The following is a 13202-nucleotide window of genomic DNA, read 5'->3' as shown; positions in this document are numbered from 1 at the left end:
TTTATTCTCCTAAAGCTACAATGCGTTGCTGCGCAAAGCTTGCCGAATCTGTTGATAGTTCACCGCGCTGTAGTGCTAATTTATATTGCGCTATCGCTAAATCAAATTGACTATTTTGGTCGTAAACAATAGCTAAACCTAAATACCAACGGGCACTATTAGGTTGCATTTTAAGTAATAATTTATAAGCGTTAATTGCTGCCTCATATTGAGCTACTTGCTGTGCGGTATTAGCTAAAAGTATTTGATAGTCTTGCTGCTCTAGTTTTCTTAGCGGTATTAATGCTTGATACGCTAAAGAGACTTTATTCTGTTTGAGTAGTATTTGTGCCTGTAGCATACGTAAACCACTATTATTCGGGCTTATCGCTATACCTTGCGCCAATAAATTTATCGCTTCTTGCCACGCTTGACGACCAAACCATAACGCAGCAAGTTTTTTTCGCGCTAGCACTTGTGTGGCATCAATAATCAAAATATCTTCAAATAATTGCTCAGCCTTAGCTATTTCATTACGGTTAATCGCAGCTTCTGCTTGTGTTAACTTTTGTTGTACCAACTCAGCAGAAGTAAAATGCCGACTCGACACTAACATTTTTGCTTTATTAGCCGGTTGAGTTATTACTGGCTTATCGACTTTAGGTTTAGGCTCTATTGCTTTGACTCTGTGAGGAGGTATTACGGGTTGCTCAGTAGCCGCAACGTCTTCAACACTAGTTTGCTCTTCCTTATATTTCATTATCTCTTGCTTACTAGGCAATGCTCTTTGGGTTGTACTTTCGTTGCTCAGTGTACTTTCATCTGTACTACTCACCATGGCTTTTTCGGCGCTGGTGTTTTCGGCGCTGGTATTTTCAATTTTTTTAGTATGAGCAACCTGAACTTCATTTACGGTTTCAGGTGCAGTAACAGCAAGTACTTTGGCGGTATAATTTTCAATATTTTCAGCTTTTAAGGCGTTATTCTCGCTCACTAAAAACCAAACATATAAACCTACAGCGTTACAAAGCAAGATTACTGCTAAAGTAATAGCGATAAGTTTTACCGAAGAGCGCGGCGCAGGCGTCATTACTGGGGTAGCATTAGGTGCTCCTGGCTCTGGCGATCTGTCTTGTAAATCTTTTAACATTTGATTGATAACACTCACAGCTTCATATCCCATCCGTAATAACTAAAACCAGCCACAAGTAATACACTCACACATAATATAAAACTTAAAATCATACTAAAGCGAAAGAAGTGGGACGATGAGCGGTTAATAGATTCAGTGTCTTTGATAGCAACTTTTAGCTGCTGAACACTCATTTGATAGTGCCCTTGCCCATAACTTAGCATCAACATTTTATGACATAAAATATTTACCAATCTTGGAATTCCTTGACTTGCCTTAGTAATTTTTTTACATAGACTTTTCGAAAATAACGAAGCACCTTTATATCCTGCAACTTGCATTCTATGTTGAATATAATGATTAACTTCGGTTTCATTCATCGCCCGTAATGTATAAGAAAATGTAATTCGTTGATGTAATTGGCGAAAATTATTTTCATTCAACCTAGTATCTAACTCGGGCTGAGCAAATAACACCACTTGTAATAATTTACGTGTTTCTGTTTCTAAGTTCGTAAATAACCTTAATGCTTCTAAGCTTTCATCAGGTAAGGCTTGAGCCTCGTCGAGAATAAGTACAACGGAACGACCTTGACCATGCAACTCCAGTAAGCGACTTTGAATCCGTTGAGTTAGCAGTTGAGAATTCATACGCTGTGCTTGTTTTACACCTAGCTCTAACGCAACGGCTCGTCTTAATTCATCAGGATTTAAATAAGGGTTAGGTATATAAGCTGTAACAAAGTGCTCGGGAATTTCATTTAAGAGCTTACGACATAGCAGGGTTTTTCCTGTACCTACTTCACCAATAACTTTAATGAACCCTTCGCCAGTTTTAAGTGCCGTCATTAACACAGCTAAAGCTTCGTTATGCGGAGTAACACCCAGAAAAAAGTTGGTATTTGGTGTTAGCGTAAAAGGTAATTCGCTTAAACCAAAATGATAAAGGTACATAGTTATCTCTGTTTATTACGCTATTTTCACGATGATTACTTAAAAAGTTAAGAGAGCTAAGCTTAAATGTGCCTAAGTTAGCTCTAGTGAATTAATGCAGCGTTATAAATTAATTACACGCTTGTTGGTCACCTTGGCAACTTTCTTTATTTTCTGGATACCACTTTTTCAGTAAGTCACGGGCATCTTGTAATTGCGTTTTCCAGGTATCTTGGCCAACAACCATTGGCTTAAGTAATATAATTAACTCTCGTTTTTGGCTAGTAACGCTCTTACTTTTAAAGAGTTCCCCTAAGTATGGAATGTCGCCTAACAATGGCGTTTTTGATTCGTTATCAATAGTATAGGTTTCAATTAAACCACCTATAACCACAATTTCACCTGACTTCGCTTTAATAATAGTGTCTGACTCACGAACACTACTTAACGCTAATGGCAGCACTAATAGTTCGTTACCGAGTTTAATCGATTTATTTTGTTCGTCTGTTAGCGTCACTGACGGGTGAACATGTAAAATCACCCCACCATCTTTATCTATTTGCGGGGTAACGTCTAAAGCTATGCCAGAAAAGAAAGGCGTCAATGTCACCTCTGGGGTTGTTGTGGTTGCCGTTCCAGTGGTAGTAGTGCTTGAAATTTCAGTGACAAAATATTCATCTTCACCCACTTTAATAACCGCTTTTTGGTTATTAGTAGCGGTAATTCTAGGACTAGATAACACCTGAACATTACCTTGGGTTTGCAATAGGTCAATCACACCACTAAAATCTGGTCCCGAAAAGCTTAATGACGTACTTCCACCTATTTTTGATGATATAGAGTTGCCCGCTATTTGACCCGCAGTATTAAAGGTAAAGTTGGTATTACCTAGACTACCTAATACTTCATCCCAGCGAACTCCTTGTTGGTAATCATCATTCAAAGTTACTTCCATGATTTTTGCTTCAATAATAACTTGGCGATGCAGATGCGCTTCCGTATCGTGAATAAATTTCTTCACTGCATTAATTTCTGATGGCAAACCACTAACAGTTACTAAACCCGCTAATGGTGAAACAATCACTGAACGGCCATTTTCAGTACCAACAAAGCTAGTTAACGTATCTTTTAGTTCTTGCCAAAAATCAGATTCATTTTCGGTATAAATGTTAATGCCGCTCGTTGCATTTTGATTATTCTGATTGTTATTGTTGTTATTACTGCCACTATTTCCGTTACTGTTATTATTGCCATTATTATTGTTGTTATTCCCGCTATTAGGATCGTTTTCTGAAACCCCTCCAGAATTGATACTGGTGCTAGAAGTGCCATAGCGTTTTAAAAATAAATAATTTAAAGCAATAGTTTCGGTGCGAATACCGGCAGGGTAAACCTGAATAATATTTTCTCTTTTAACTATTTCAAATCCGTAAATTTCTTGAACAACATCCAAAACCTCACTTAAGGTAACATCAGTTAAGTTAAGAGATATTTGCCCGACAACATCAGGGTGAATAGCAACACTATAATTTGAACCTTCAACAATAGCGCCAAAAAAGTCTTTCGCGGCAACATCACTGGCCGACACTTGCAACCTTTTTTCCGATAACAAACTATCTTTAGCTTGTTGCATGCTTTGTTGCATTAACTCTTGTTGTACTGAGTTAGGAACAGACTCCAACGGTTTAGGCGCGTGTAAAGTCGCGGTTTCATTAATCGCTTGATCAAGGTTATTTTTGAATTCACTTGGTTCTTTTGGCACACTTTGACAACCAACCAAGGTTAATAACAAGCTTGAGAGCACTGTACTTAAAGTAGATTTTTTTATAAAAGTTGCTGTTTTTGTCATTATTAACTTGTCACTTTTTTAAAAGCATTAAACCTAAAAGGTAGATCAAAATCTACCTTAACACTTTGTTTTTAAAAATATAAAGTTTTATATTTTCGTCATCACTATGTAAAACGACATTATCATCATTAATTTGTGCTACTTGATACTGCCCTAACGCGGCTCCCTGCTTAATTACTTTTCCATTAATAATTGCCATAGCCACATTATCACGGTGAATAATCGACTGTAATACCAGTTTATTTTCAGTAATAGTAGACGCCGCTTCACTGGCAAACGGTTTTGTTGGATCGCTGGTTGCGTGAGCCACCTCAAAAAAATTGAGCGATATTAACAAACAAAGCAATAATAAACGTTTATACACCCACAAACTCCTTTTTAGAGCCTAAGCTATATATTTCTATCGATAGTTCATTTAACGGATAGTCTTTTACTTTAAAGTCAAACTCTTGCCAAAAAAACTTCCACGAAAGTTGCTCTAGCTGATGTAAATATTGTTGTAGTGCAAAGTAATCTCCCTCCAACTTTATTTTTATGCCATGTCGATATAAATTTAAACCAATGTTTTGAGGGGCTTTATTATCAATTTTCTCATCGCCATTACTCACGGTTGAAGTTAACTGAGCAGTGGATGACTTATCATTTTGTTCGCTAACAACAGTTAGTAGCGGCTCAGCACCTATTAATTCAAAAGACAATAACTCAACCCCTTTAGCAACATTAAGTAGGTCAAGTAAGGCATAGCGCATTTGTATTGGGTTAATAAGTTCTGACGTAAGCGCGAGTAGCTGTTCATCAATTTTCGCCAATTTATGTTCAAATGCTGATATTTTTTCACGTACAAGGCGATTAGGATCTTGCTTTAACGCTTGTTTATACTCATTAATAGATAAAACCAAAGTGCGGTTATTTATTTCTAACTGTTTTATTTCATTAGTAAATACATTATTAGAAACCATTTTATTATCGATGAAGAAGTGAAATATTACCAAAGTAATCACAACCAACCCCGTTAACATTATCAATATTTGCTCGCGAGGAGTAATTTCTAAATACTTTCGACTATATTCTTGCCATTGTTTTTTCATTATTCACCTGCTGCAATTGCGCTAGAGCTAACAATAAACGTTGTCATATTTTCATCATTTTTTGCAAGTCTAAAATGAACAAAGTCTTTACCCGATAATAAGGTAGATTTTTCAAAACCTGACAACCAAGCAGGTACTGTTTCTGGTTTTTTAGCGATACCAGCAAAGCTCATATCATCATTACTAATAGTAATATGCTGCAAACGAATATCACGATGATGCAATTCAGCTAGTTCAGTCATAGCCATAGAAAAACCACTAACAAATATTTGCTTAGTGTCGGTAAGCTTAGTTAGCAATGTATCTTTATGTTGTAATAATAATTTAACGGTTGTTAACTTTTCTTCTAATAAAGGATCCGCTTTACGGTTTACTAATCGTTGCTCTAAGTCTTCCATGACTTTAGTTTGGTGTTTTTTTTCTAACGCTAAAGCACCATGTTTTTCACTTAGGGCAGCGTACTGTACATTGACGATAATTGCCCAAAGCAGCATAAATAGTAAACTTACCCCCCATAAAGCAATTACTCGCGGTAACGTCAATAACACTTGTTCAGGTAGTAGCTCAGTTTGCAGTAAATTTACGCTATATTTACCCGCCATTACACACCACCTTCTAGCTTGTGAGCCTGTGGTTCAGATATTGTTGCTTTTTCAAGTTCGACAGCTGCCGTATTATCAACGATACTTCCGAATACTGCACCTAATGCCGCCGCATACTCTCTTTGTTCATGATAAGGCTTAGGTAAAGCTAATAAGGTTACAGGCACATTAGTGTTTTCGGCTAGTTTACGAGCAAAAAAGGCTTCTAATTTTATCGGGACTAAAACTTTTAGCTCTTTAATAGGAGCCTGCTTTAATTGTCGCTCAAAATAATCCGTTGAACGTTGTATTTCTAAACTCAGATTATCAATAATATGACCCGCTAACTCTTCTTCTGTGTTATTAGCAAGCTGCGCAAACCCGCGTAGTCGACGATGAAAAAATAACTGCCCTTGTTTAACAATCAGTATCAGAATTTCCTCATTCGGCTGCTGACAAACTAATAAACACGCATCATTTTGTTTGGCGACTAAATTAGCAAACGCAAATTCTGGCGTAGTAATGCTAATTAAGCTCATATCACCATCGTTTATAGTTGCGACTAATTTTTTAAGTTCAGGTACAGCAGCACAAACAACATTAATTTTTTCTACGCCGCCTGAAAGCACAGGTCCATCAAAGTAATCAAGCACCATATTTTCTGGTGAAACAGAAACAAGATCTTTAACTTGCCACTTCAGTGCAGCGCAAATTTCACTGTCGGGAACGCTAGGTTTATCTACTTGTACGATTTGCGTTTGGCTAGCATTTAACACCAAATGAGCTTGCCCAGCTAAATTATGTTTATTATCAAGTTGTTCAATAGCCAGAATAAAGTCTGAATTAGCAACCTTACCTTCATCAAATAAAACAGTATTACTCTGCTCAGGCGTTTGCGCCTCGCTTTGGCTTTGGCTTTGGCTTTGGCTTTGAGGTATTGAACACAGTGAAATCACCTGTTGTTGCAAGGCAATACCAATAACCTGAGCAGGTTGTTTTTTGGAGAATAATTTACTTATATGTGTTAATAATGACATTTATCTGTTTTATACCAATTCTATTAAATTTAAGCTGAAACAGCTAAAATTAGCATTAATCCATTATCCTTAATTACCCATAAGGTGCAAGTGATTTCCTATTTTTCCTTGTTAACAAGCAAGTTACATCAACACAAGCATAGTCACCATGAAGCTAAAGAACAACTTTTCAGCACTAGAAAAAATTAATCACCCACTGTTCACTCAACATAAAGTGCAAGTAGAAATTAAACGAGATGACTTACTTCACCCAATTATCTCAGGAAACAAATGGCGCAAACTAAAATACAACTTAGAACACCTAAAAAAACAAGGTTATAGTGGCGCTTTAACTTTTGGTGGTAGCTACTCAAATCATATTCATGCTTTTGCCTTTGCATGCTACCAATTAGGCTTGCCTTGTTTGGGCATTATTCGAGGCGAAGCACAATATGAAAATAACTACACCTTAAGCTGGGCAAAACATTGGGGCATGCAATGTCACTTTGTTGATAGAAAAACTTACCGCCGCCGTTTCGATGATGATTTTTTATTAGAATTAAGCCAACAGTATCCTAATTTTTTTATCATTCCAGAAGGGGGTAGTAATAAATTAGCTGTTGAAGGCGTAAGTGAGGTAATAGCCGAGCTAGCACAACAAACACAGTTTGATACTCTTTTAACACCTGTTGGCAGTGGTGGCACTTTAGCAGGGCTTATCGATGGCGATAGCCAATTGTTTGAAACTAAAAGTCAGCATAAGTTATTAGGTATTGCGGTTTTAAAACAAGCAGAATATTTAAGTAATGAAATAAAGGCACTGTTGAGTGAACAAGGAAAAACCCACCAAAACTGGCAGTTAATGACGCAATTTCATCGCGGTGGTTATGGCAAATTTAGCCCTGAAGATCTTACCCGTATCATTCGCTTTAATGAACAAAGCCAATTAACCTTTGAACCGGTATATTCAGGTAAAATGTTGCTCGCGTTACTCGACTTACTTGAACAAGGTTACTTCAAGACGAATGAACGTATAGTATTATTACACACTGGCGGCTTACAAGGTTTAGGGGGCATGATAGAGCAACAACGCTTGCGCGCGAATGATTGGCCTAAATTACCGCTCCCTTAACGCTCACCGAATGATCACCTAATGATCACTTACTAAAATTGTAAACGATAGCGACCTTGTGCATCCGCCCTACCTAAAAAAGGTAACGCCGACTTTAATTGTTCAGGAAATTTAGCCCCAGGTTTTAAGTGCCCTTGCCCTGTCGCGGCAATTTTGCCACGCTGCGCGCTTACTAAGGCAGTAAAGCTTAACCCTAAATCATTGTTAGATGACACTGTCGCCGCTAACTTTCCTTGTTCACAACTTAAGTCTGCCGCAAACTGGCCTAACTTGATATTTTGTTTCATGGCAATAACACCGGCTCGTATCCAATTCACATTGCCCTGCGCTTGCTGGCACTCATAAGTACTTAAAGAGATAGCTATTGAAGATAGCTGTAATTCAGCATCGCCTTTTGCAGTAACAGGTAATGGCAACTTTAGTTGCTGAGCAATATCATTAGCTTTAACATATAAAGTAACATCAGAGAGTTCAAGCGTACTTTGTGATATTGCTAACGTCAGTTCACCTTGTGGTCCAGGTAAAATATCATTACCAAAGTGGATATTTACCTTGGGTGTTAAGGTAAATAAAGACCAAAAGCTGAGCTTTGTGTTGATTTTTTGAATATGATTTTGATTAACCACCACTTGCGCTATTTCACCTTGCCACACAGTACCCGAAACACCCTGCACATTAATATGATTAGGCAATTTAACGCTGTTAATAACAAATGCTAACGGTAATGTCGCAATAATAAAAACTAGATAACTCATCAAAAAAAACGCCCCAAGGGCAAACCACTTTTTCATTAACACTCTCAATTATTATGCTTAAATTCTAAAGCTTATTGTATATATTGTAATAACATTGCGATGAACAATACCATTAGCACTGTGATTAATGCCTACTTAACTGCAACCGTCTTACTTTCACTTCACCTGAGCGATCAGCACGCGCTAAGTCGATTGACTCTACGTGTATTTTTTCATTATTCACTAAATGTTCTAACCAAAACAGCAGTTGGGTAAAAGGAACGCTATCTAACCATACTTGAATATCATCACCTTGAGGTTGAACACGCGTTATGGTTAATTGATATGAATTAGCGCTACGGTTAACAATGCCTGACAAACTGCCCTGACTTTGACTTGAGCCGCCTACACCTTGTGCACGTTTATAACGTTGTGTATTTTCATTAACCCAAGTCAACAATGCCTGTTGCCTTACCAGCTTTTTATCCGCATTAATTAAGTTGCTATTAAGCGGCTGCCAAATCGCACTGTAAAATATGAAAATAGTAATCACTGCTGCCATTGCTGCGATCAACGCCTGCTCACGACTATTTAGCTGTTGCCACCATGCTTTCATTATGATGTTTCCTTTACGCTTATTTCACTTTGCGCGAAGCAAAGTACCAAACAACTCTTATTGATGTGAGCTATGTTTATTGAAGTCATACTAGCCTTTGCTCCGAATAATAAATGAGCCAGAGACCACGTCACCTTGAGCATTTTGCGCACCAAGCTTTACTGATAAGTTTTGTTGCTCAAGCGCATTTTTAAATTGCTCAAATGCTTGGTAGCTATTTGCGTTTACTTGTAAACGTAGCTCTTGGCGTTTACCATCAAACTTAACCGTATCAGGCTTTAAGGAAGGTACGCTATTAAACGCTGGCTGTACTTTCACAAATAACGCTAAAAAACCTTCACCATTATTAGCTGCACCTAACTGCGCTAGTTTCTGATTTAATTGCGACTTTATAGTAGAGAGACGAACACGCTTAGTATTAGGGAAAGCCTGTTTATAGGTGTTGATAATCTCTTCTTCTACTGCCACTTGTTGTGCGTTAATTTGCCATAATTGCACGCCCTTAAACCCTAAGTTGAGTAATAAGGCAAACATTGCAACACCCGCTACCCACAGCCATTGTTTAGCATCACCACTGCGCGCGTCTTTTACTTTGTATTGCCCTTGCAATAAATTAAATTTAGCTTTGTGAAAATTGCGTGCCAATAATGCCAACGGTAACTCTTCAGGCATTGGACTTAACCTTAAGTCATCACTGGTTGGCAAAGGTGAGTAATTTTCAATAATCACTTCATCTGAATCATCATTGTCACCTGAAGATTCCTCACCACCTTCGCTTTGCTTAAGCGTACTAAATGCTTGGCATTGCAATTGCCACGTAGCTAAGTCAGCGGTGAAGCCTTGCCAAGCACTTTGTCGAACAATAACTTGTTCATGTTGATTGTTACCTAAGGTTATGGCCGACCAATTATTTTCAGCCAGTGGCATTGCCAGTACTTCAGGTAAAAAAGTGCGGCTTTCAATATTGGCTTCAGCCAACCAAGTTAGCCATAGTGCCATTTGCTTGTGACTTACCACCGCTGTAAAACAGTTATGCCCTGCCACGTCATTAGCTTGCTCGTGATAAGCAAAAAATAATTGCTCAACATCTTGCGCAAGTGCATCTTCAAGCATATAAGGCGCAGCTAAACGCATCGCACGAGTTGATTTAGCCGGTACGGTTAGAGCTTTAAGTAGTACATCACAGCTGGGTACAATAATATTTACTGTCCGCTGTTGAGCTTTTTCAGTTAATTGGCTTAATTGCTCGGCATTTGCCAATTCACCACTGGCAATTATTTCAGGCTCATTATGCGTTGCATTAGCTAAGATCAACCAATGAATAGTGTTATGCGCTTGACTACCAAGGCGTATAAATAAAGTTTCTGCCACTAGTTACGTCCTATTGTACGACTAATAATTTGAATTTTTTGATCGCTTTTTACTTGCATGATAGAGGTTAAATAGAAAAAACTATCACTAAAGTCTGCATGACCCTTTAATGAAAAGTATTCACTATCAATAGTAAATTGTGATTTTTGCCAATCTTCCAGCGCTATTTTACTAAACTCTGGCAAGCTATAAAAATCTTCAATTTTTTCAAAGCCTTTTTCATCTCGTGCAGATAATATTTGTTGTGCTTCATCTAGCGTTGAACCGAGCAATGCTTGTAATAATTCTGCTTTTTCAACATCTAAGGTATTAATATTAATTTTATGTGTGCTGCTTTGCGGCAAAACACAAACATACGGTTTTAGCGCTAAAATAGCAGGCACCGTAAAATGCTCAATTAAACGTAATTCGTTGACACTCGCTAAGTAATTATTCGCCGCTAAATATGAAAATTCTCGACTGGCATAGTCATCATCTTCTGCACCGTAATCACTGATAAAGCCATCATCGTCAAGCCAATCACTTAATGAATCAGCCATGGCTTCGGCTTCATAACTACTTACCCCATCAATAGCTAATGCCACCAATAACTTTTCTAAAGCAATACGCGCAGGTAATTTATCATTAGGCGTTTTAGCCGCTGGCGAAGCTGAATCTACTGATTGCTGCTTACGTAATGCGTTTAAGTTTAAACAACTTTGTAAATCAGTAATTTCACCGGCAATATTACCAAAAGCTACAGGGTAACTAGTTGCGCCTGCCGCCCAGGGTTGTTTTAAGTTAGTTACGCTTTCATCACCTTTAAACGAAGCGATGAGAATACGTTTAGCAAACTCTTCGGCTCCCATCGCATACCAATATGCCTGCTGGTTAAAGCTAGCATTAACACTACGCTGCATTTGCATTTGCAAGCGCGTTGTCATTTGTGAAGCAATAATGGCAGCAAGCGCTACAATCAACATAACCGTAATTAAAGCAACACCTTGTTGTGAATAAGCCGACTTAGCAGTGGCTTTTATAGTCTTACTAGGCGCTAACTTATTCACGGATTGCCCCCTGCATCAGTACTTTGGGCTTCACCTGCAACTAAGAATTGTCGACGAATCAAACCAAAATCACTGGTTTCAATTTCAATGGCTATCGCTAAAGGTAAATTATTACCTGACCATTTATTCTGCCATTTTTTACCATCGTAAAATTCAAAAGCGACACTTTCAACTAATGCAATCAAAGGCCTTATTTTCGGAGCTTCACCAACCACTGCATCAACAAAGTTATAATGCAAACGCTCTAGAGTATTATCAACTAGTCGATAAGCAACACTTTGAAGGTCACTACGCGGCAACAATAACCCTGGGTTAGTCCAACCATGACGTACAAAAGCAATAGCTTGTTCATTCGCTAAAAAGTTATCGTCACTACTAAGTAAAAAACTATTACCTGGTGCTTCACCTTCAATACGCATAGTACGCTTGGCTATTTGTAAAAAGTCGCGCTCTATCAATAAAAAAGCGCGTTGTAACTCATTTTGTCGCTCACTACGCACTTTTGAATTAGCATCGCCTTTTAGTACGGTATCAAAAATAGTAAAGCCAGCAAGACTTACCACCGAGAAAATAGCAATGGCGATAATCAACTCAAGCAGTGTGAACCCTTTATTATCTGCTTTATTAAGCACAGCACTGTGATGAGTAGCGCTTTGATTAACAGACAAACATCCTAAAACAATATTCATTTAGGGCGCGTCCTGTGCAATGTAAGTCATAACACTACTTAACGCTGACTCATCATCAACATCAAGACGTACTTCCATGACAATAGCGCGCATTTCGTTATTGTCGGTTTTAATCACTTTTTGCAACCAAAACCATTTACGCCCCGCCATTTCAACCTCACCTTTGAGGTTGTTTTTAGGTGGCCAAGCAGTACTTAAGTGTGCGCTTACCAACTGGTTTGACGCCACCCAACCAGCAAACATTTTTTCTTCAAGGTAAGCAACATGACGGGCGTTATTATCAGCAACACCAACTAATGCCACACCTGCAATAGCAAAAACAGCCATAGCCAACATTACTTCAATTAAAGTAAAGCCACGTTTAAAGCGTGTCTTTAAGAGCAGTTTATTCATCAAGCATCGGCCCTTGCGTAGTTAGCGGTACGCTATATATTCCTGTAACTTTATACGCAAAATCAAGAACATTACCATCGGCCATCACTTGTGGGGATTGCTCGCCAAAACGAAAAGTAACACTAAAAGGGGTAATATCTCCGCCAGAAAGAATATAAATTTGCGGAATAATTTGTTGCTCTTGCTCTTCTTTTGATAGCAGCGTGAACTCATCTTCTGCTTTTTCTTTAAAGGTGTCTGCGTTAAACAATAACGGCTCATCTATTGGCAAGTCGTCAAGAGCGACTTTAAGTTCGACCCCTTCAGGTAACTCAACATTACTAAGCCAGTTCTGCTCAGGAATTTCAGCCCAACGCGTGCCGTCATAACCTAAAAATTGATAACTATTTTTTTTGATCACTACGCCCAACTCAATGTTGTTAAGCATTGAATAGTCACTTGCTACTTCAAAAATAGCTTTAAAGCGATCACTTGACTCTTTTAATAAGTCTTCAGGACGATTACCGGCAAAAGTAAATTGCACTAGCGTAGCCACAACACCAATAATGGCTACGACTACCATAACTTCAATTAAGGTAAAGCCTTTTGCGACAATAGCTCTGCGTTGTAGTTTACCCATCATATTTATTATCTGTTGCCGTGCA

15 protein-coding genes are annotated in these 13202 nt (G+C 38.3%); 1 reads left to right on the top strand and 14 read right to left on the bottom strand.

Features of this window, described 5'->3' with window-relative positions; translation table 11 throughout:
* Position 1: 1 nt before the first annotated feature.
* The 7 genes from KO495_RS17715 to KO495_RS00275 all read right to left on the bottom strand — a co-directional run bounded on the left by KO495_RS17715 (position 2) and on the right by KO495_RS00275 (position 6598).
* A complete protein-coding gene (locus KO495_RS17715) occupies positions 2-1147 on the bottom strand; it encodes a tetratricopeptide repeat protein (protein WP_215978396.1) in 1146 nt (381 codons plus the stop codon).
* Positions 1144-2064 carry an AAA family ATPase gene (locus tag KO495_RS00300; protein ID WP_215978395.1) on the bottom strand — a complete coding sequence of 307 codons (921 nt, stop codon included), beginning with the start codon at positions 2062-2064 and terminating at the stop codon, positions 1144-1146. The genes KO495_RS17715 and KO495_RS00300 overlap by 4 nt, the downstream gene beginning before the upstream one ends.
* Before the next feature lie 109 nt (positions 2065-2173).
* The gene (gene mshL, locus KO495_RS00295) at positions 2174-3892 is read right to left on the bottom strand and encodes a pilus (MSHA type) biogenesis protein MshL (protein ID WP_215978394.1); all 1719 of its coding nucleotides are present in this window, start codon (positions 3890-3892) and stop codon (positions 2174-2176) included.
* A gap of 52 nt (positions 3893-3944) precedes the next feature.
* Entirely contained in the window at positions 3945-4256 is a 312-nt protein-coding gene (locus KO495_RS00290; protein WP_215978393.1) for a hypothetical protein, read from the bottom strand.
* Complete coding sequence (locus KO495_RS00285) at positions 4249-4980, bottom strand: hypothetical protein (protein WP_215978392.1); 732 nt, start codon at positions 4978-4980, stop codon at positions 4249-4251. The genes KO495_RS00290 and KO495_RS00285 overlap by 8 nt, the downstream gene beginning before the upstream one ends.
* On the bottom strand, positions 4980-5582 hold the full coding sequence (locus tag KO495_RS00280; RefSeq protein ID WP_215978391.1) for a PilN domain-containing protein: 603 nt from the start codon (positions 5580-5582) through the stop codon (positions 4980-4982). The genes KO495_RS00285 and KO495_RS00280 overlap by 1 nt, the downstream gene beginning before the upstream one ends.
* Positions 5582-6598, bottom strand: coding sequence for a hypothetical protein (locus KO495_RS00275; protein WP_215978390.1), 1017 nt, complete (start codon positions 6596-6598; stop codon positions 5582-5584). Before KO495_RS00275 ends, KO495_RS00280 begins: the two co-directional genes overlap by 1 nt.
* 148 nt (positions 6599-6746) lie before the next feature.
* Here KO495_RS00275 and KO495_RS00270 point away from each other — a divergent pair, with 148 nt between their 5' ends.
* The gene (locus tag KO495_RS00270; protein WP_215978389.1) at positions 6747-7709 is read left to right on the top strand and encodes a pyridoxal-phosphate dependent enzyme; all 963 of its coding nucleotides are present in this window, start codon (positions 6747-6749) and stop codon (positions 7707-7709) included.
* A 32-nt stretch (positions 7710-7741) separates the two neighbouring features.
* Here KO495_RS00270 and KO495_RS00265 read toward each other — a convergent pair whose 3' ends face one another.
* The 7 genes from KO495_RS00265 to gspH form a co-directional block, all read right to left on the bottom strand.
* A complete protein-coding gene (locus tag KO495_RS00265; RefSeq protein WP_215978388.1) occupies positions 7742-8500 on the bottom strand; it encodes a type II secretion system protein N in 759 nt (252 codons plus the stop codon).
* An 88-nt stretch (positions 8501-8588) separates the two neighbouring features.
* Complete coding sequence (locus KO495_RS00260) at positions 8589-9059, bottom strand: type II secretion system protein M (protein WP_215978387.1); 471 nt, start codon at positions 9057-9059, stop codon at positions 8589-8591.
* A 90-nt stretch (positions 9060-9149) separates the two neighbouring features.
* Positions 9150-10430, bottom strand: coding sequence for a type II secretion system protein GspL (gene gspL, locus KO495_RS00255; protein ID WP_215978386.1), 1281 nt, complete (start codon positions 10428-10430; stop codon positions 9150-9152).
* Entirely contained in the window at positions 10430-11476 is a 1047-nt protein-coding gene (gene gspK, locus KO495_RS00250) for a type II secretion system minor pseudopilin GspK (RefSeq protein WP_354668349.1), read from the bottom strand. Before gspK ends, gspL begins: the two co-directional genes overlap by 1 nt.
* Complete coding sequence (gspJ, locus tag KO495_RS00245) at positions 11473-12165, bottom strand: type II secretion system minor pseudopilin GspJ (protein ID WP_215978385.1); 693 nt, start codon at positions 12163-12165, stop codon at positions 11473-11475. The genes gspK and gspJ overlap by 4 nt, the downstream gene beginning before the upstream one ends.
* Positions 12166-12558: a type II secretion system minor pseudopilin GspI gene (gspI, locus tag KO495_RS00240; protein WP_215978384.1), complete on the bottom strand. Its 393-nt coding sequence runs from the start codon at positions 12556-12558 to the stop codon at positions 12166-12168.
* Complete coding sequence (gspH, locus tag KO495_RS00235) at positions 12551-13180, bottom strand: type II secretion system minor pseudopilin GspH (RefSeq protein ID WP_252738716.1); 630 nt, start codon at positions 13178-13180, stop codon at positions 12551-12553. Before gspH ends, gspI begins: the two co-directional genes overlap by 8 nt.
* Positions 13181-13202: the final 22 nt, after the last annotated feature.

The organism is Colwellia sp. D2M02 (assembly GCF_018860755.1).
Taxonomy (GTDB): domain Bacteria; phylum Pseudomonadota; class Gammaproteobacteria; order Enterobacterales; family Alteromonadaceae; genus Colwellia; species Colwellia asteriadis.
Note: the sequence above shows the minus strand (reverse complement) of the source record. Positions and strands in the feature narration are given on the sequence as shown.